The 18002-nt window shown below is 53.7% G+C and carries 18 protein-coding genes and 1 rRNA gene; 11 read left to right on the plus strand and 8 right to left on the minus strand.

The genetic code is table 11. The features are described from left to right. Positions 1-308: ribosomal RNA gene (locus tag IGQ15_RS07800) — 16S ribosomal RNA — on the minus strand; the annotation flags it as partial. A gap of 301 nt (positions 309-609) precedes the next feature. Between IGQ15_RS07800 and IGQ15_RS07805 the strand changes: the two genes are divergently transcribed. Together IGQ15_RS07805 and IGQ15_RS07810 are read left to right on the plus strand one after the other, a co-directional pair. Next, positions 610-900 carry a hypothetical protein gene (locus IGQ15_RS07805; RefSeq protein ID WP_297050489.1) on the plus strand — a complete coding sequence of 97 codons (291 nt, stop codon included), beginning with the start codon at positions 610-612 and terminating at the stop codon, positions 898-900. Positions 901-931: 31 nt separating this feature from the next. Then, positions 932-2278, plus strand: a complete 1347-nt coding sequence (locus IGQ15_RS07810; protein ID WP_297050491.1) for an IctB family putative bicarbonate transporter — start codon at positions 932-934, stop codon at positions 2276-2278. On the opposite strand, the gene IGQ15_RS07815 is transcribed toward IGQ15_RS07810, so the two are convergent. Continuing rightward, a complete protein-coding gene (locus tag IGQ15_RS07815) occupies positions 2244-2528 on the minus strand; it encodes a hypothetical protein (protein ID WP_297050493.1) in 285 nt (94 codons plus the stop codon). The genes IGQ15_RS07810 and IGQ15_RS07815 overlap by 35 nt on opposite strands. A gap of 832 nt (positions 2529-3360) precedes the next feature. On the opposite strand from IGQ15_RS07815, the gene IGQ15_RS07820 reads away from it, so the two are divergent. Continuing rightward, complete coding sequence (locus IGQ15_RS07820) at positions 3361-4458, plus strand: ArsA-related P-loop ATPase (protein ID WP_297050495.1); 1098 nt, start codon at positions 3361-3363, stop codon at positions 4456-4458. Here IGQ15_RS07820 and hisD read toward each other — a convergent pair. The 6 genes from hisD to IGQ15_RS07845 all read right to left on the minus strand — a co-directional run bounded on the left by hisD (position 4455) and on the right by IGQ15_RS07845 (position 9256). After that, positions 4455-5750, minus strand: a complete 1296-nt coding sequence (gene hisD, locus IGQ15_RS07825) for a histidinol dehydrogenase (RefSeq protein WP_297050497.1) — start codon at positions 5748-5750, stop codon at positions 4455-4457. The genes IGQ15_RS07820 and hisD overlap by 4 nt on opposite strands. Before the next feature lie 248 nt (positions 5751-5998). After that, the gene (locus IGQ15_RS12075; protein ID WP_297053297.1) at positions 5999-6178 is read right to left on the minus strand and encodes a hypothetical protein; all 180 of its coding nucleotides are present in this window, start codon (positions 6176-6178) and stop codon (positions 5999-6001) included. 125 nt (positions 6179-6303) lie between these two features. Further along, positions 6304-6780 carry a DUF29 domain-containing protein gene (locus IGQ15_RS07830; protein ID WP_297050500.1) on the minus strand — a complete coding sequence of 159 codons (477 nt, stop codon included), beginning with the start codon at positions 6778-6780 and terminating at the stop codon, positions 6304-6306. Next, positions 6764-7852: a Holliday junction branch migration DNA helicase RuvB gene (ruvB, locus tag IGQ15_RS07835; protein WP_297050502.1), complete on the minus strand. Its 1089-nt coding sequence runs from the start codon at positions 7850-7852 to the stop codon at positions 6764-6766. The genes IGQ15_RS07830 and ruvB overlap by 17 nt, the downstream gene beginning before the upstream one ends. A 21-nt stretch (positions 7853-7873) precedes the next feature. Further along, positions 7874-8869, minus strand: coding sequence for a ketol-acid reductoisomerase (gene ilvC, locus IGQ15_RS07840; protein WP_297050504.1), 996 nt, complete (start codon positions 8867-8869; stop codon positions 7874-7876). 102 nt (positions 8870-8971) lie between these two features. Further along, complete coding sequence (locus IGQ15_RS07845) at positions 8972-9256, minus strand: RNA-binding protein (protein WP_181494467.1); 285 nt, start codon at positions 9254-9256, stop codon at positions 8972-8974. A gap of 234 nt (positions 9257-9490) precedes the next feature. Here IGQ15_RS07845 and mnmA point away from each other — a divergent pair, with 234 nt between their 5' ends. From mnmA to IGQ15_RS07885, 8 genes are all read left to right on the plus strand, one after another. Further along, entirely contained in the window at positions 9491-10600 is a 1110-nt protein-coding gene (gene mnmA, locus IGQ15_RS07850) for a tRNA 2-thiouridine(34) synthase MnmA (RefSeq protein ID WP_297050507.1), read from the plus strand. A gap of 13 nt (positions 10601-10613) precedes the next feature. Further along, positions 10614-10844, plus strand: a complete 231-nt coding sequence (locus IGQ15_RS07855) for a DNA-directed RNA polymerase subunit omega (protein WP_206199840.1) — start codon at positions 10614-10616, stop codon at positions 10842-10844. A 5-nt stretch (positions 10845-10849) separates the two neighbouring features. Further along, positions 10850-11530 (plus strand): hypothetical protein, encoded by a 681-nt coding sequence (locus IGQ15_RS07860; RefSeq protein WP_297050510.1) that lies wholly within the window; start codon positions 10850-10852, stop codon positions 11528-11530. Positions 11531-11555: 25 nt separating this feature from the next. Then, a complete protein-coding gene (locus IGQ15_RS07865; protein ID WP_297050513.1) occupies positions 11556-14147 on the plus strand; it encodes a TIGR03960 family B12-binding radical SAM protein in 2592 nt (863 codons plus the stop codon). Further along, positions 14144-14839 carry an N-acetylmannosamine-6-phosphate 2-epimerase gene (locus IGQ15_RS07870; protein WP_297050515.1) on the plus strand — a complete coding sequence of 232 codons (696 nt, stop codon included), beginning with the start codon at positions 14144-14146 and terminating at the stop codon, positions 14837-14839. The genes IGQ15_RS07865 and IGQ15_RS07870 overlap by 4 nt, the downstream gene beginning before the upstream one ends. A 119-nt stretch (positions 14840-14958) precedes the next feature. Further along, entirely contained in the window at positions 14959-15594 is a 636-nt protein-coding gene (locus IGQ15_RS07875; RefSeq protein ID WP_297050518.1) for a peroxiredoxin, read from the plus strand. A 196-nt stretch (positions 15595-15790) separates the two neighbouring features. Continuing rightward, positions 15791-16417 (plus strand): DUF3153 domain-containing protein, encoded by a 627-nt coding sequence (locus IGQ15_RS07880; RefSeq protein WP_297050523.1) that lies wholly within the window; start codon positions 15791-15793, stop codon positions 16415-16417. 6 nt (positions 16418-16423) lie between these two features. After that, on the plus strand, positions 16424-17458 hold the full coding sequence (locus IGQ15_RS07885) for an AI-2E family transporter (RefSeq protein ID WP_297050520.1): 1035 nt from the start codon (positions 16424-16426) through the stop codon (positions 17456-17458). The last annotated feature ends 544 nt before the right edge of the window (positions 17459-18002 follow it).

Below are 18002 nucleotides of genomic sequence, written 5' to 3' on the forward strand. Positions count from 1 at the left end.
AGTCTGGGCCGTGTCTCAGTCCCAGTGTGGCTGATCATCCTCTCAGACCAGCTATGGATCGTCGCCTTGGTAGGCCATTACCCCACCAACTAGCTAATCCACCGCGAGCTCATCCTCAGGCCAAAAAAGATTTCACCTTGCGGCATATGGGGTATTAGCGGCCGTTTCCAGCCGTTATCCCCCTCCTGAGGGTAGATTCTCACGTGTTACTCACCCGTCCGCCACTAGCACCGAAGTGCTCGTTCGACTTGCATGTGTTAAGCAGACCGCCAGCGTTCATCCTGAGCCAGGATCAAACTCTCCATTTTGAAAAATGAGAATTTGACTTTTTGCTCTAGTAGGTGTAACCTACATCGAAAATGTACTTACTTGAGTACCTTGACGAGGGTTAACGCTTTGGCTTTCAAACGTTGATTTGTCTAGGTTCGGAACTCGCTTCGGCTGTGCGCCTCATCGAGTGCTTTATCAATCTAACAAGCCTACATAGGCGTGTCAACCCCTTTTTCGAGATTTTTTTTTCGGATTTTTTCTGGATTTGGCTGAAACGCTCTCTACAGGCGGATTTTGGGGCTAAAAATTTTTTCGGATTTTCGTTTCAGGAGGGTGAGCATGTCAGCGTTGGCGCTGCTGGAGGCCTATAGTCGTGCCCATCCGCAGGAGGTGTTGCTGGTGGAGGCACAGGTGGGGGAGCGAGAGGAGGTGGTGTTGATTTTTAAGGGGGTATCGTCGTCGTTGACGGGGGCGACGGTGGTAGATGCGGATGTTCCCCTTTTGCCGCAGGAGGCGGTGATTGTGGCGGTGGATCGGCTGCGCAGTCCCTACACGCCCAGTGCGCCAGTGTATTTGGAGCGAGGAATTCCTTGGGAGGATTTTCAGCGACGGTGCTTGGGCGTAAGCTGATCGACGATATGTGTGCTTAAGGGATAGTGCTATGGATGTGCTGCTGCGGCGGTTGGATGTGGAGGGGTGGCGAAGCCACAGTGGGGTGGGGCGGCTTTTGGGCTTGCTCCAAGGATGGCAGGAGAAGAGTTGGCTGGGGCGATGGCTGCCACACTTTGCGGTGCTGCTGGTGGGTTTGGTGCTGGTACTGGCGCCGTTGATGCCGTCGGGGATGATTGGGATGCTGCTGGCAGCAGGGGGTGGGTTTTGGCTGCTGTGGACGCTGGCGGGGGAACGGGAAGGCCGCTGGTCAGGGGTACATTTGCTGGTGCTGCTGTATTGGGGGATTGCGCTGTTGGCAACGGTGTTGTCGCCGGTTCCTCGGGCGGCGATGGTGGGGTTGTCGAAGTTGACGTTGTACCTGCTGTTTTTTGCGCTGGCGGAGCGGGTGACGCGTAATGAGCGGTGGCGATCGCGCTTGCTGACGGTCTATCTGCTGACGGCGTTGATGGTGAGTGTGGAGGGGGTACGGCAGTGGATTTTTGGGGCGGAGCCGTTGGCGACGTGGACGGATCCAGAGTCGGCCTTGGCAAATGTAACGCGGGTGTATAGCTTTTTGGGAAATCCAAATTTGTTGGCGGGTTATTTGGTGCCCAGTGTGCCGTTGAGTGGGGCGGCGATCGCGGTGTGGCGAGGCTGGCTGCCAAAGCTGTTGGCAATGGTGATGCTGGGGATGAATACAGCAAGCCTGGTATTGACGTTTAGCCGTGGGGGTTGGCTGGGGCTGGTTGCGGCGACGATCGCTGGGGTGGGGTTGCTGGGGGTTTGGTTTTGGCCAAGGTTACCGCGTTGGGGGGTGCTGACTGTGGGGGGGCTGGCGATCGCCCTGTGTATTGGCGCGATTGTGAGTGTGCCGCCGCTGCGGGAGCGAGCAGCGAGTATTTTTGTTGCCCGAGGCGACAGTAGCAATAATTTCCGCATTAATGTTTGGACAGCTGTACAACAGATGATTTGGGCACGGCCTTGGCTAGGGATTGGACCAGGGAATGTGGCCTTTAACCAGATTTACCCGCTGTATCAGGTGAATGTGCGCTTTACGGCCTTGAGTGCCTATTCCATCTTTCTGGAAATCCTTGTGGAAGTGGGTGTGATGGGCTTTAGTGTCTTTCTCTGGTTGTTGGCGGTGCTCGCTGATCGCGCCTGGCGTTGTTTGCAGGAGTTACGGGCAATGGCGAATCCTCAAGGATTCTGGTTGATGGGTGCTGTGGCGGCCATGGTGGGAATGCTGACCCATGGGCTGGTGGATACGATTTGGTTTCGCCCGGAGGTAGCTACGCTCTGGTGGCTAATGGTGGCGATCGTGGCTAGTTTTGCGACGGCAAGGGATTCTCAAGCGTAAGGTCAACCTCGCGATCGCCCACTTGATCTTGCCAACCACAGTGGGAGCAATGGCACTGATCAATCTTGATTTGGGAGTGATGAATCGGTTGCCGGCAGACGGGACACCGTCCGGTGAAGTAGGGGTGGTGCATCAGCATCCGAATCTGCTCAACAGGGGAAAGGTGACCAATCGCTTGCTCAAGGCTGTTGGCAGGACACTCTAGGGAAAACATCAGGGAATCCACAGGAAGGTTTGTACTGGTTGGCAAAGTATCTTCTCTCTAGTCTGAGGGCGATCGCCGGCTAGGGGAATCGTAGAAATACGGAAATCTTCCCCCTCTAGCCTGTGGAAAACTCGAAAAAGCCTGTGGAAAATTCTGGGGAAAACCTGTGGAAAACCCCGGAAAAACTCTGAAAAACTGTGGAAATCTTTTTATTCTTTTTTCACCGCGATAATAGCCTGTGGAAAAACCCCCTACTTTTTCCACAAGTTTTCCACAGGGGGTAAGTGGCTCAAACCCGCTTATAGAGCGGGTTTCCGAAAAGTTTTCCACATTTCCACAGCCCCTACTACTACTATAAGAATAAGAATATTTATTTATTTATCTAGTAGTAGTAGATCCTTAAGATCTAAGGATAATAAAATGCAGCCAGAGAAAAATAAGGATGTGATTAGGGTAACTTGGGGTTAGTTTGAAGCTGGTTTGTTTGGAGCTTGAGGAAATCTTGGTTGAGAGGATTGTGAGACTGAGGAACGTTAGGAAGACAAGAGCAAAACGAATGGTTGAGATGGCTAGAGGATTCGGAGCTTCCAAGAGTTTGGGGAAAACCTTGGGGAATTTGGGGAAAACTTTGAAGAAGTATTTGAGTCTAGGTTCAGAATGCTCTAATGAGGATCTGTTTGCGCCGCGAAAAATTTTTTTTGACCTGAGAATGGCCTAGAAGCCTCGAGAAGGCGGGCGATCGCTTTAGTGAGTAGGTTTTATCGTTGAATAGATTTGGCTGCCCGTAGAGGCGATTTTATGAGGGGTTGTCTGGAAAACCTTGGGGCAGCCGTTTGCCGATAGGATAATCCAAGCAACTATCGTCCTCAAACTTGCCATGACACGCATTGTTACTCTCCTAGGAGCAACCCCAGAACAACAAACCGCACTGGGTCTGGCCATTGCCCAGTGGTTTGCCGGGCGACAGCAGCGAACCTTATTAGCGGTGCCGAGTCCAGCCACTTCCCTGCAATTTCTCATTGGCAGTCCAGATCAGGCGATTGGTTGGCAACCTAAATTGCTATCCGAGGGATTGGCGATCGCCGAGCTACTGGCCACTGAAAGTCTCACTGCGGCATGGCAAGAACTTAGCCGTTTAGTGGAACCCTATTTGCCCCAAGAGTTGGTGGGTAAGGTTTATGCGGGCGAATTGGTGATCTTGCCGGGGATGGATACTTTGCTCACGTTGAATGCCTTGCGCGTGCACTACAGCAGCGGTGAGTACGATGTAATTGTCTATGTGGGCGGGAATAGTCAAGATACACTGCGGCTGATTGGGTTGCCCCAAGGATTGGCATGGTACTATCGCCGCTTTCAACGTTTGTTGGATCAACTAGATCTCAACGCGATCGCCAATGCCATTGGGGGGCCAATCGCCAGTGCGATTATGGCAGCCAATATTGATACCCAAAAAGTGCGGGAGCGTTTCGGCGAGGCGAAGGAGTGGATCGATCGTGGTGTGCAGATTGCCGCAGACTCACAACGGCTATCGGTGTTTCTGCTAACGGATGGCACAGCGATCTCAACTGCTCAAACTCAATGGCTATGGGGCAGTGCTCAACAGGTGAATGTCCCGATTTCTGAGGTCTTTTGTATGGGGGAACCCACGCCAGAGGTCAGCCGCACGTTTGCACCGCTACGCATCTCGGCTCTCCCCAAAGACTGGAGCCACTGGCAAAGCCTTGTTCCCCATCTTCCAGATCTGAACCAGTTGGCGGCAGCACCGGCTCCCCATGAATTTGATGAGACACAACAACAGGTGCGCATTTTCCTGCCGGGGTTTCGCAAAGAACAGGTGAAACTCAGCGAGTTTAGTGGGGAACTGACGGTGGAGGCTGGCGATCAGCGGCGCCACATTGAACTGCCCCCTAGTCTCAAGGGCAAACCGGTTCGCGGGGGTAAATTTGAAGCCCCCTACCTGATTGTTAGTTTCTAAGGCTCAAGGCGCAGACGCACAGAGTCGCGGTGGGAAATCAAGCCTTCTGTCTCAGCGAGGGTCATGACCGCTTCCCCCTGTTTGCGTAAGGCGGCAGGGGTGTATTGAATAATGCTGGAGTGTTTGAGGAACGTTTCTACCCCCAAGGCCGAAGCATAACGGGCAGCGCCAGAGGTGGGCAGGGTGTGATTGGGGCCCGCGAGATAGTCACCAACCGCTTCAGGGGTGGAATAGCCGAGAAAAATGGCACCGGCATGACGCACCTGCTCCACAAGGCTCCAAGGGTCTTCAACTTCCAGTTCTAGATGCTCTGGGGCAAAGCGATTGGACAGCTCGACCGCTTGTTCGAGGGTTTCAACAATACCAATCAACCCGTAGTGGGCGATCGCCTTCTCAGTAAGGACACGGCGCGGATGCTCAGCCAATTGTTCATTAACGGCAGTGACAACTGCTTCCGCAAGGGGAAGACTCGGTGTGAGCAAAATGGCCGCCGCAAGGGGATCATGTTCCGCTTGAGCTAGTAGATCAGCGGCAATGTGAACAGGATTGGCCGCCTCATCGGCAATAATTAAGACCTCTGACGGTCCTGCTAGGGAGTCAATACCAACGCGGCCATAGACCTGTTTTTTGGCCAGCATGACGTACAGGTTTCCCGGCCCGGTAATGACATCCACCCGCGGAATCGTTTCTGTGCCATAGGCAAGGGCGGCAATGGCTTGGGCGCCACCAACGCGATAAATCTCTTGAATCCCTGCCTCTTGGGCGGCAACGAGAACCGCAGGGTTAATGCCTTTGCCCTGACCCGGGGGGGTGACCATGACAATCCGCTGCACACCCGCCACCAGAGCAGGAATCGCATTCATTAAAACCGTACTCGGATAGGCAGCCCGTCCCCCCGGCACATACAGTCCGGCAGCATCAACGGCAGTGTAGCGTTTGCCGAGGACAATGCCATCTTCACCAAATTGCACCCAACTTTTGGGGACTCGCTGGCGGTGGAAGGCTTCAATTTGTTGCTTGGCGAGGCGAATGGCATCGAGGAGTTCTTTGGACACCTGTTGGTAAGCGGCATCCAGTTCATCTCCTTTCACCCGTAATGTTTCGGGGGTGAGATCAATGTGATCAAACTGGGCAGTGTACTCAATCAGGGCGCGATCGCCTTCCTTGGCCACACGGCGCAAAATTGCCTCAACGGTAGCCTGTTGTTCGCTCATCTCCCCGCTATCGGTGCGATTGCAAATGCGGCGTAGTTCAGCGCGTAGGTCTGTTAACTGGGTGATGATCCGCAACATGGTCGTTCACGTAGGCGAGGCAGAGAGTCGGGGAAAGGTTAAAAAACCTTAATCAACCCTATCAATAGCTTACAGCGATTTTCCAATTACAGGGGCGGGCTAAGGCTAGCCAAGGACGAGTGCTTAGGGCAAGATGGCGATTCACGAGACTGAGCCTTCCGAGTTCGCATCAGGTGGCCAAGGCAGCCAGTTCTGATCGAGAGCTTGTTCAAGGGTAAATTCGGGGGCTTCAGGAATCAAATGAGGATTCAGGAAGATTCAGGCGCTGAGAAAGAGTTTTCTCCCATTGCGATATTGTTTATGAAAATCTCCTGTACAAAGGATGTCAAGCTAGGGCTGGCTTCGAGTATTTCTATTTCCTGAATGTGCAATATTGCCTGTTTTTCGCTGCGACCCAAGCTCTCAATCTCCTCAATTAAATTTTCCACATCTAAGTTGTCGAAGTTCCCTCCCTTGAGTTGGGCAGCGGTCTCGTTAAGTCAAAGGTAATAGTCTGCGGTGTAAAGGGATGCAGGCTTAGCATACCAGAAGGCTTCTCGAAGGCCAGTGGATTCTACGAATTGAGGTCAGATTGCCAAGGCAACCACTCCTCGTCTAGAACTTCCTCTATTGTGAAGTCGGGTACTTTCGGAATCACGTCAGGGGATAAACCGATCGCTTTCAGCATATTTTTCCTTGCCTTTTGATAGGAATCTAGGAAAGCTGCATTTGCAAATGGCTGAAGACTGGGGCTATCCTGCAAAATTAGCGCAATTTCTAAACGGAAATGACTAATCTCTAACAGCCAACCCCTATAGCAGTATTGTCGCTCAGTTTCCCAGTATTTGAGCTTGAGAAGATGCTCACAAAGACGCAGTAGATAGCTGAGTAGGGCACGTTTTTCGCTGCGACCCAAGCTCTCAATCTCCTCAATTAAATTTTCCACATCTAAGTTGTCAAAGTCCCCTGCCTTGAGTTGGGCAACGGTCTCGTTAAGCCAAAGGTAATAGTCGGTCTCATAGAGGAGTTGGGTCTCAGGACGAGGGGTCATAGGGGCTAGATAACAACGGCAACTGGTTTTCTGGTGGAGTATAGCCTAGGTGTTGCCAAGCGCGGGGAGTGGCAACGCGGCCTCGGGGGGTTCGTTGCAGATAACCCATCTGAAGAAGGTAGGGTTCATAGACCTCTTCAATGGTTTGCACATCTTCGCCTGTAGCTGCGGCAAGGGTTTCAATGCCCACAGGCCCCCCTTGGTAGGACTCAATCATCAGACTGAGGAGCCGGCGATCGTTCCAATCCAAGCCTGCTGGATCCACATTGAACAGTTCAAGGGCAGCGGTAGCCACCTCTAGGCTAATCGTGCCATCGTGCTTCACATCGGCATAATCCCGTACCCGCTTCAGGAGTCGCAGGGCAATGCGGGGAGTGCCGCGACTGCGCCGGCCAATTTCCAGAGCGGCTTCGGGGGTGATGGGGGCTTGTAAGAGGGCGGCCCCCCGCTGAACAATTTGCTGGAGTTCTTCGGGATGATAAAAGCGCAGCCGCTCCACTAAACCAAAGCGATCGCGCAAGGGGGAAGTCAACGCGCCGGCACGGGTGGTTGCCCCCACAAGGGTAAAACGATTGAGTTTCAGTCGTCGCGTGCGTGCTGTTTGCTGTTTGCCCACCGTCAGATCAAGGTAAAAATCCTCCATGGCAGGATAGAGGAGTTCCTCGGTCATGCGTGAGAGGCGGTGGATCTCATCAATAAAGAGAATATCCCCCGCTTGCAGGTTCACTAAGAGACCCACAATGTCGCGGGGGCGTTCCAAAGCTGGGGCACTGGTTACTTTGCAGTTGACCCCCATTTCTGCCGCCAAGATCAAGGCAATGGTGGTTTTCCCTAAGCCCGGCGGGCCATAGAGCAGCAGATGATCAAGGGGTTCTTGGCGTGCCTTGGCTGCTTCGATGGCAATGTGCAGTACATCCTTTAGTTCCTGCTGGCCAATGTAGTCCTGCAAAGAGCGGGGACGTAAGGATTCCTCCGCCAGGGACTGCTGTTCCTCTAGGGTGGGTTGATTGGAAAGCAGTGAAGGGGGGCGCGATCGCTCCGGCGGTGAATTTTGCGACGAAATAATCACCATCGGTGCCCCCTAGGGCAAAGCTTAAGCCCGTTTTAACCAGCTAAACATGGAACGCAGTTCTTGACCCACGTGTTCAATGGGGTGTTCTGCTTCCCGTCGCCGCATTGCAGTAAAGCCCGGTTTACCCGCCATGTTTTCCAGCACAAACTCACGGGCAAATTGACCCGTTTGAATTTCGTGGAGAATTTTGCGCATTTCCGCGCGGGTTTCATCGGTAATAATCCGTGGGCCACGGGTGAGGTCGCCATATTCTGCGGTGTTGGAGATGCTGTCGCGCATTTTGGCGAGACCCCCTTCAACAATCAAATCCACAATCAGCTTTACTTCATGGAGACACTCAAAGTAGGCCAGCTCTGGCTGATAACCCGCCTGCACCAACGTTTCAAAGCCAGCCTTAATCAGGGCACTGAGGCCACCACAGAGCACCACTTGCTCACCAAAGAGATCTGTTTCTGTTTCTTCACGGAAGGTGGTTTCTAGAATGCCGGCACGGGTGCCACCAATCCCCTTGGCGTAAGCCATGGCTAAATCCCGGGCTTGACCACTGGCATTTTGATAGACCGCAAACAGGCAGGGTACCCCTTCCCCTTGGGCATAGGTGCGGCGAACGAGGTGACCGGGGCCTTTCGGAGCCACCATCACCACATCCACATTGTCGGGGGGCACAATCTGGCCAAAGTGAATGTTAAAGCCGTGGGCAAAGGAGAGGACATTCCCCGCGTGCAGGTGGGGGGCAATCTCCTGCTCATAAACAACCCGCTGAACTTCATCGGGCAGAAGAATCATAATCCAGTCGGCCATTTGGGCAGCTTCCGCCACGGGGTGTACCGCTAGACCATCGGCACGGGCGCGCTCTGCAGAACGACTGCCGGCATAGAGACCCACCACAACATTGAGACCGCTATCCCGCAGGTTGAGGGCATGGGCATGGCCTTGGGAGCCATAGCCAATAATGGCGATCGTTTTGTCCTTGAGGAGTTCTAATTGGGCATCTGCGTCGTAATACATGCGCGCCATAGTGATGATGTTCCTTTCCAATTGCATTCAGCAGGTCGTTATTATTTCTCTACCATATTGGCAGAGCCGATATAGCACCTCCTAGAGGGCTAATTGCGGGAGTTAGCGATTACGGGAATAACGATTGTTGCCACCGCCCATGGCTTCACGGGGGCGTGCCTTGTTGACCTTGAGTTGCCGTCCCATCCACTCGGCACCGTCGAGATCGGCGATCGCCGCATCTTCTTCAGCATCCGTGGACATTTCCACAAAACCAAAGCCCCGCTTGCGGCCTGTTTCGCGGTCCACCGGTAAATAGACTTGTTTGACGGAACCGTACTCGGCAAAAACGGCCTCTAGGTCTTCTTGGGTGGCCGTGTAGGAAAGGTTGCCGACATAAATAGACATAATCTGATCTGCTCCAAAGCAAAAATTGAACCCTGTGTTGACGTTGACTTCGGAGAGACGACTGTCACGTAACCAACCTTCCCTAAAACCGAACTCAAGAATCGCTCTACTTAAAAAACTCAAGCGGCGATTACTCGCCAACCTTGTCTCCTGATTATAGCCGATTGCAATGGCCTGCGCTGTGAAAGTAGGGATGCTACCCTAAAAGAGGTAGATTTTTTGTGAATCTTAACAATGTCCGATTTACCGGCGGTTGTTGTTGGCCTTTCCGGCGGTGTTGATAGTTCCGTGGCCATTGCCAGCCTCAAAGCTCAAGGGTACCCCGTTGTTGGTCTGACGCTGTGGCTGATGAAGGGTAAGGGGCAGTGCTGCTCTGAGGGGCTGGTGGATGCGGCGCGTCTTTGTGAGGAGCTGGGAGTCCCTCACCATATTGTGGATAGCCGTGAAATTTTCGAGAAATATATTGTGAACTATCTGGTCAGTGGCTACGCCAGTGGGGTGACACCGCTGCCCTGTTCCCAATGCAACCGTTGGGTGAAGTTTGGGCCGATGTTGGCCTATAGTCGGGAGCAACTGGGGATTGACTACATTGCTACGGGGCATTATGCCCAAGTGAAATACAATCCCACTAGCGATCGCTATGAATTGTGGCGGGCGGTGGATCGCCATAAGGATCAAAGCTACTTTCTCTACGACTTGCCCCAAGAGATTCTCGCTCATGTGCTTTTTCCCCTCGGTCAGCAAACCAAGGCCGAGACCCGTGCCCTCGCGGCGCACTATGGCCTGCACACCGCCAGTAAACCGGAAAGTCAAGATCTCTGTCTGATTGAAGCCCATGGCTCCATGCGCCAATTCCTTGAAGGGTATCTGCCCAGCCAGAAAGGGGAAATTGTCGATGTCCATGGCCGGGTGCTGGGGTACCATCAGGGGATTCACCACTATACGATTGGCCAGCGTAAAGGTTTGGGAATTGCGGCACCTGAACCCCTTTACGTGGTGGCCTTGGATCGGGAACACAATCGCGTCATTGTCGGTGATCGTGCCACCGCCGGCCGTCGTGAGTGCACAGTGGCCCGGGTGAACTGGGTCTCGATTCCCCCCCCCGCAGAACCGATGACAGCCACAGTACAAATTCGCTATCGCACTCCCCCTGTGCCAGTGACCATCATTCCCGCCGCCAACGCTGAGCAGGTACAATTGGAATTTGCTGAACCGCAATTTGGGGTAACGCCGGGGCAAGCGGCGGTTTGGTATGCGGGCGATCGCCTGCTGGGGGGGGGCATTATCCAGCCCTTTGTAACACCGACACCACAACCCCTACAAGCCATGGCCACCCACGTTTAAGGAAAGACCGACCATGCAAAAGCGCCTTCATTACTCATCCTTGGAGATTAACCGTCGGGCGGAAGAATTAATCAAGCACTCCGCCAATCGCTATCGAATTACGGTGCAAATTGCTAACCGGGCGAAACAGCGGCGGGGGCTAGAGGCCAGTGAAGATCTCGATGATCTGCCCCTGAAGCCGGTGACCCGTGCCATTATCGAAATGTCCGATGAAATTGCCCAACCGGAGTTACTGGCAGATTAGGCGCCATGGGGAGACGACGGGGCTGGACATTTTTGGGCTGGGTGACGTGGGGGTGCTTGCTGGCACTTCTGTGGTTGCCCCTGAGCAGTACTTGGAGTGCGGGGCGATCGCAATCTGACCCCAACGTGCCCGATGCCACGGGTCAAATTCTCATTAACCCTCGCTTGGTGGCGGAAACCCTCTATCCCAAATTGCCTGGTTTCCCGAAGGAGAATCACTACATTCGCCAAGACAATCGTCAGCCCGCGCCGGAGAGTACGCTTTTAGAGCGATTCATTGTCTATCACACCACTGTCAAAGGGCGATCGCCCCTCTACCGCTTTGACTGGAAAATTTCCCTTGCTGACTATTTGGGGCTGAATGAATTTCTGCGGGGAGAAACCTATCCGGGACGTTCTTACCTGACAGTCAACCCAATGGAAGGGGATATTGCTGCCATTCGCCAACTCAATCGACAACAACGGGATGCCTTGGTGAGCACACTGGCAACCTTCTACGCCCAGCAAGCGGGGTTACCCACCACTACACCACAGCGTCCCCAACCCCAAACAACGCTGCCAGAACCAACACCGAGATCCCCCACCGTTCTGCCCCCGCTTCCCCAACCCGGCAGTGCTGAACTTTTGGTGCCTCCCAACCCCCCCCGCCCGATGCCCACTGGGGAATCTCGCTTTTTACTGCCCTAGATGTTTGCGATTGGGTTCATGAGTCATGGCTGTTCCGATAACTGAGTTGCTCACTCCAGATATTCTCAAACCTGCTCGCTATTTAGGCAATGAGCGAGGTGCGGTTCATAAGCCGTGGCAGGACGCAACAGTGCGCTGGGTGCTCAGCTATCCCGAAATCTATGAGGTGGGCGCCTCGAACTTGGGACACATTATTCTTTACAACATTCTCAATGCCGTCCCCGATCAACTCTGCGATCGCGCCTACCTACCAGCAGCGGATTTAGCCGCCAAATTGCGAGCTACCCAAACTCCCCTTTTTGCTGTGGAATCGCGCCGTGCCCTGCGGGAATTTGACATCGTTGGCTTTAGCCTCAGCTATGAGTTGGGTGCCACGAACATTCTGGAAATGCTCGACTTGGCCGGCTTACCCCTGACTTGGCGGGAGCGACAACAGGCACCCCTAGAAGAGATTCCCCTCATCTTTGCCGGCGGACAGACAGCAACATCAAACCCCGAACCCTACGCTGACTTTTTTGACTTTTTTGCCCTGGGAGATGGCGAAGAACTCTTGCCCGAAATTGGCCTCGTGGTGGCAGAAGGCAAACGAGCCGGCTGGAGTCGGCAGGACTTGCTACTGGATTTGGCACAGGTGCCAGGGGTTTATGTGCCGCAATTTTACGATCGCCAAGGGGATGGCTCCGTCAAACCCAATCGCCCCGATGTGCCTGAGCGCATTTTGCGGCGAGTAGCTACCCCAATGCCCCACTATGCCATTGGGTTGGTGCCCTATGTAGAAACGGTTCACGATCGCCTGACGGTAGAAATTCGCCGGGGCTGTACGCGCGGCTGTCGCTTTTGCCAACCGGGGATGCTCACCCGCCCTGCCCGCGATGTTGCCCCCGAGGAGGTGATTGCTGCCATTGAAACTGGCATGCGCGCCACGGGCTACAACGAATTTTCGCTACTGTCGTTGAGTTGCTCCGACTATTTGGCTTTGCCCGCCGTAGGGGTGGAAATTAAAAACCGCCTGCAAAACGAGAACATCTCCCTCTCACTCCCCAGTCAGCGGGTGGATCGCTTTGATGAAAACATTGCCCATATTGTGGGTGGCACGCGCCAAGGGGGACTCACCTTTGCGCCGGAAGCGGGAACGCAACGGCTACGGGATATTATCAACAAGGGGCTGACCAATGAGGAACTGTTGCGGGGGGTCAAAACCGCCTACGAACAGGGCTGGGATAAGGTCAAGCTCTACTTTATGATTGGCCTGCCGGGGGAAACCGATGCTGATGTGTTGGGCATTGCTGAAACGATCCGTTGGCTAAAGCGGGAGTGCTGGATCAAAGGACGCAAACCCCTGAGCTTTAACCTGACCATTTCTAACTTTACCCCCAAGCCCCATACTCCCTTCCAGTGGCACGCGGTCTCCACCAGTGAGTTTCTGCGCAAACAGGAGCTACTGAAGGCGGAATTTCGCACGATTAAGGGGCTAAAAGCCAACTTTACCGATGTGCGCATCTCAGCCATGGAAGACTTTGTCGGTCGGGGCGATCGCCAACTGGGGCCAGTGATCCGCCGCGCGTGGGAATTGGGGGCACGGGAAGATTCTTGGTGGGAAAACCTCGATCGCGCCTATGCCGCTTGGACGCAGGCCATTCAAGAAGCCGGGTTGGACTGGAAATACCGCCAACTGGAAGCCGGTGAGTGGAATGTCTTTAGTGGTGGCAGCCACAACCTCGATGCTCCCCTGCCTTGGGATCACATTGATACCGGCATTAGTAAAACTTGGCTGAAGGAAGACTTGCACCGTGCCCTAGAAGCGCTTGTCGTTCCCGATTGTTCCTTTGAGGGCTGCTCCCATTGTGGCGTCTGTGGTATTGACTTTGGCCATAACGTGGTTATACCACCCCCACCGATTCCCCCTATTCAAGGGCAGCCCCAAGCCCCTCAAGAACGAGTGCAACGTCTGCGCCTCACTTTTGGCAAAACCGGGGAAATGACGCTTGTGAGTCATTTAGATCTGCTGCGCCTCTTTGAGCGGGCAGTGCGTCGTGCCCACTTGCCCATTGCCTTTACGGGGGGATTTCATCCTTCACCCCGCATCTCCACCGCCAGCGCCTTGCCCCTTGGGGTGACCAGCTATGGTGAAATTGTTGATCTGGAGTTTTATCGCGAGGTGGAGCCGCCAACGGTGCTGGAGCAACTGCGGCAACAACTGCCGGCGGATGTGCCCCTTTACACCTGTGAAGTGGTGCCCCTCAGTGAACCGGCTGCTAGTCAAGCCCTGCGGGCCGCCACCTATGAACTGCTCATCCGTACCCCTGAACCTGTGGAGCGGGACACTTGGCAACAGTGGTTAGAGGATTTGCGAGCCACGCCTGAAATTCTCTATGAGCTAACCACGAAGTCGGGGAAAACCCAAGTGGTGAATTTGCGCGATCGCCTGCTGGAGATCCACCTCAAGGAGCACCAAGACCACTGGCCAACGGTGAGCGTGATCTACACGGGGGTCTGTCGCAACGATGGCACGTTCCTGCGGCCAGAGCATTGTCTCTATTTACTAGAGAAGGTCAGTGGTCACTCCTTAGAACTGGGGGCGATCGCCCGTCAGAAATTACACCTCGAAACATCATGAACCTGGCAACGCAAATTCGCGGCGGTTTAATTGTCTCCTGTCAAGCCCCACCAGATTCCCCTTTAGCAGCGCCAGAAATCATTGCCGCTATGGCAAAGGCAGCGGTTTTGCGGGGGGCAGTTGCCGTGCGCATCAATACCCCAGCCCATATTCAGGCAGTGCGCCAAGCGGTAAATGTGCCCATTATTGGCCTCTGGAAGCAGGTTTTGCCCGAGTACCCTGTGTATATTACGCCTCGCTTTGCCGATGCGGTGGCCGTTGCGACAGCAGGTGCTGATGTGATTGCCCTCGATGCCACAGCGCGATCGCGCCCTGAACCCCTACAGGACTTGATTCAGCGAATTCACAATGAACTGGGCAAGCCCGTCATGGCCGATATTGACTCCCTTGAAAGTGCTGAAGTGGCGGTTGCTGCGGATGCCGATTGGGTAGGCACGACCCTCTTTGGTTACACCGCAGCCACGGCGCATACCCCACCCCCCAGCTGGGCACTCCTGGGTCAGCTTGTTGAGCATTTCAACGTGCCTATTCTCTGTGAAGGGGGGATTGTCAGTCCAACAATGGCTGCAAAAGCCTTGAATTTGGGCGCTTGGGCAGTGGTGGTGGGCACCGATATTACGGGTATTGACCTCAAGGTGCAGCAGTATGTCCAGACCCTAAAGGCAACGACGATTGAAGATTCTCAACGCTAAATCCTATTCAATTCTATCGCTTTGTATATTTTCCTCTATATTCCGACCGATAAACGAGAGTTTGTGGCAAGATAGAATCCGTAGCTAAAGATACATCGTTAGCCTAGGAGCCACCATCTATGAGCCTAAAACTTGGGGATGTCGTACCCAACTTTACCCAAGCCTCTTCCATGGGGGAAATCAACTTCTATGAGTGGGCAGGGGATAGCTGGGTTGTATTGTTTTCCCACCCAGCGGATTACACCCCCGTTTGTACGACAGAACTGGGCGAAGTGGCGCGGTTACGCTCAGAATTTGAGAAGCGCAATGTCAAAACCTTGGCCTTAAGTGTGGATAGTGTGGAGTCCCACCTCGGTTGGATCAAAGACATTGAGGAAGTCAACAACGTCAAGGTGGATTACCCGATTTTGGCAGACGAAGATAGAAAAGTCTCCAACCTCTACGACATGATCCACCCCAACTCCCTCAACAACCTAACGGTGCGCACAGTCTTTATCATTGACCCGCAAAAACGCCTACGCTTGACCTTGACCTATCCTGCGAGCACGGGGCGTAACTTTGCTGAAATTCTGCGGGTGATTGATTCGCTGCAGCTGACGGACAACTACAGCGTGGCCACCCCCGTCAATTGGCAAGACGGGCAAGAGTGCGTGATTGTGCCTTCCCTCAGCGATGAAGAGGCGCAGCAGAAATTTCCCAAGGGCTTCAATGCCGTTAAGCCCTATCTGCGCTTGACACCTCAACCCAACAAATAGCCTAGATTAGCCTAGAAAAGTCATAGCGACACCCTGAGCTGTTCGGGGTGTTTTTTTTTGTGCCTTGGCAGCATCCCAAGATAGGATAATCTTGCATGGCAAAACCCAGGAAAGGAATAGAGGCGGAATGCAGCGCTGGATACTTTGGCTCTTGATACCCCTTGTGGTCTGTTTGAGTGGATGCGTTCAGGTGGATATGGTTATCCAGCATCACGGACAAACTGGGGGGAGCCTAACCTACACGCTGACGCTACCCCAACCCGATCTCCCTTTTACAGAGCAGGTGATTCAGCAGGCGCACCGCTTGGGGGGAGCGGTCAAGGAACGGGATAAAACCCATCTTCAGGTGACGATTCCCTTTGACACCAGCCAGCAATTGGCCACTGTCCTCAACCGCAGTGGTGGTGTGCCCTATCTTCCCCAAGTCACTGCTGAGGCGGATATTTTTGACCAGAACTTGTTGCTCTTTGTGCGGGAGCGCTTTCGCTATGACATTGATCTGCGCCCCTTGGGCATTGAGTCCCGTGATCAAGCTGTTCTCTTGGCACCGCAGTCGCTCCTGAATTTTCAACTTGCCCTAGAAACCCCTTGGGGGGCACGCCCGATTGAGCGCCCAGCCACTACAGCTGATACCGTGGTCAATCCTCATCTTCAGCGGGGGGGCGATCGCCTGACTTGGACATTGATACCCGGTTATCTGAATCACCTAGAGGCAGCCTATTGGTACCCGAGTCCCTTGGGTTGGGGCACACTGGCGATCGTGGGCTTGCTGGTGCTGGGCAATTGGTTACGCACTCGCCTGTCTAGGAATCATTCAACCTAGATTCTCATGAGATGGTCTGACCCGCCGCAGAGTTGGCAACGGTATCTTGCCTATTTAATAGCGGGGCCTCTGATTGTCCTCAATCTCTGGGTGGTGGAGCAAGTTTACCTCTATTTTGAATACCCGATTAATATCCTTGTCATTGCCGCCATTTTGGCTTTTTTGCTCAATCAAGTGGTGATTCGCCTCTGTGCTCGTGGTTTGGGGCGGCGGAATGCGATCGCCCTGGTGTTACTGATTACCCTTTTGGTGGTCAGTGTCTTGATGCTGTTGCTGCTCCCCCTTGCTATTCAACAGGCGGAAGAACTCCTAAATCAACTGCCAGAGTTGGCGGATACGGGCAATCAAAATTTGCGCCATTTAGATCAAGTGCTGCGCCGCTACCAGTTCCCTGTGGGGGTGAATGACTTGATGGAAGAGCTGACGATCCAGCTCAAAGGGATTGCAGCTATGTTACCCAGTGTTGCCATTACAACGCTGACTAAGTTTGTTGATGTGCTACTCGTGCTGATCCTAACGGTGTATATGCTCTTTTATGGCAGTGAGATTTGGCGCGGACTAATGAAATTGGTACCCAAACCTTGGCGACAGATGGTGGATTACTCGCTGCGGCTGAATATTCGCAGTTTTTTCTCGGCACAGCTTTTTTTGGGGCTGTTTATGTTTCTTGCCCTGATTCCTTTTATGATCGCCTTCAAAGTCAATTTTGGCTTTCTCTTTGCCCTGATTATTGGTATTGCCCAGCTCATCCCGGTAGTGGGGGCGACCTTGGGCATTGGTTTAGTGACGCTGCTCATCCTCTTTCAGGATGCGTGGCTGGCTTTGAATATTTTCGTGATTGCCGTGGTCTTGCAGCAAATTAAGGATAACGTGCTCACCCCGAAGTTACTGGGAGACTTGATGGGACTCAATCCCCTCTGGCAGTTTATTGCTCTGCTCATTGGCGGACGGGTGGCGGGTTTCTTGGGCATCTTGTTGGCGATTCCCCTAGCAGCAACACTGAAAACCGTCCTCGAGTCTGAACCTGTCGAAGACACCTAACTGACGGCGGGGGATCGAAACATTTTGATCACCGTACACATCCCATGACCGCAAATGTTCATCATTACGGCATTCGTAGCGCCGCCAATCACGCCACTCACAAGGGGAACGGCTCGCGAGACTTTTCCTCGAGACCTTGCCCAAAATCTGCCGCAAAAGGGGACGCGTGGGAATCAGCATTATCAAGACATCCTCCCTTGCAGGATGCAAGCCGTGGATGGTGAACAAAGCCGCTGCCAGCTTGATTTAGGCGTCGAGGAGCACACCAGCCCAACCCATGACGCCAGTGGCGACTCCAAAACCTACTGACCAGAGGGTGGCTTCATAAATGGCGTGGTTGGCCATGCGATCGCCCCCCAGCGAGGATCACAGAGAAATGGGTATCCCCGCTGCCCTCCCTCTTCAATGGCAGGGAGCATGAACTTGAGCAACCAAGGGGGGGAAAGTTGCTCTCAACGCTAGATGATGATGCCCCATTCATAGGCTTATCAATGACTTCAATGACTATTTGGGCACCGCTGCCGTTAGTACCTCGTGTCCTTCG

This window comes from Thermosynechococcus sp. M98_K2018_005 (genome assembly GCF_015295825.1).
Taxonomy (GTDB): Bacteria; Cyanobacteriota; Cyanobacteriia; order Thermosynechococcales; family Thermosynechococcaceae; genus Thermosynechococcus.

What these genes read in the sequence shown, in the direction of transcription:
- IGQ15_RS07805 (WP_297050489.1), top strand. Translation starts at nt 610, where the DNA reads ATGTCAGCGTTGGCGCTGCTGGAGGCCTATAGTCGTGCCCATCCGCAG.
- IGQ15_RS07810 (WP_297050491.1), top strand. Translation starts at nt 932, where the DNA reads ATGGATGTGCTGCTGCGGCGGTTGGATGTGGAGGGGTGGCGAAGCCAC.
- IGQ15_RS07820 (WP_297050495.1), top strand. Translation starts at nt 3,361, where the DNA reads ATGACACGCATTGTTACTCTCCTAGGAGCAACCCCAGAACAACAAACC.
- hisD (WP_297050497.1), bottom strand. Translation starts at nt 5,750, where the DNA reads ATGTTGCGGATCATCACCCAGTTAACAGACCTACGCGCTGAACTACGC.
- IGQ15_RS07830 (WP_297050500.1), bottom strand. Translation starts at nt 6,780, where the DNA reads ATGACCCCTCGTCCTGAGACCCAACTCCTCTATGAGACCGACTATTAC.
- ruvB (WP_297050502.1), bottom strand. Translation starts at nt 7,852, where the DNA reads ATGGTGATTATTTCGTCGCAAAATTCACCGCCGGAGCGATCGCGCCCC.
- ilvC (WP_297050504.1), bottom strand. Translation starts at nt 8,869, where the DNA reads ATGGCGCGCATGTATTACGACGCAGATGCCCAATTAGAACTCCTCAAG.
- IGQ15_RS07845 (WP_181494467.1), bottom strand. Translation starts at nt 9,256, where the DNA reads ATGTCTATTTATGTCGGCAACCTTTCCTACACGGCCACCCAAGAAGAC.
- mnmA (WP_297050507.1), top strand. Translation starts at nt 9,491, where the DNA reads ATGTCCGATTTACCGGCGGTTGTTGTTGGCCTTTCCGGCGGTGTTGAT.
- IGQ15_RS07855 (WP_206199840.1), top strand. Translation starts at nt 10,614, where the DNA reads ATGCAAAAGCGCCTTCATTACTCATCCTTGGAGATTAACCGTCGGGCG.
- IGQ15_RS07860 (WP_297050510.1), top strand. Translation starts at nt 10,850, where the DNA reads ATGGGGAGACGACGGGGCTGGACATTTTTGGGCTGGGTGACGTGGGGG.
- IGQ15_RS07865 (WP_297050513.1), top strand. Translation starts at nt 11,556, where the DNA reads ATGGCTGTTCCGATAACTGAGTTGCTCACTCCAGATATTCTCAAACCT.
- IGQ15_RS07870 (WP_297050515.1), top strand. Translation starts at nt 14,144, where the DNA reads ATGAACCTGGCAACGCAAATTCGCGGCGGTTTAATTGTCTCCTGTCAA.
- IGQ15_RS07875 (WP_297050518.1), top strand. Translation starts at nt 14,959, where the DNA reads ATGAGCCTAAAACTTGGGGATGTCGTACCCAACTTTACCCAAGCCTCT.
- IGQ15_RS07880 (WP_297050523.1), top strand. Translation starts at nt 15,791, where the DNA reads ATGGTTATCCAGCATCACGGACAAACTGGGGGGAGCCTAACCTACACG.
- IGQ15_RS07885 (WP_297050520.1), top strand. Translation starts at nt 16,424, where the DNA reads ATGAGATGGTCTGACCCGCCGCAGAGTTGGCAACGGTATCTTGCCTAT.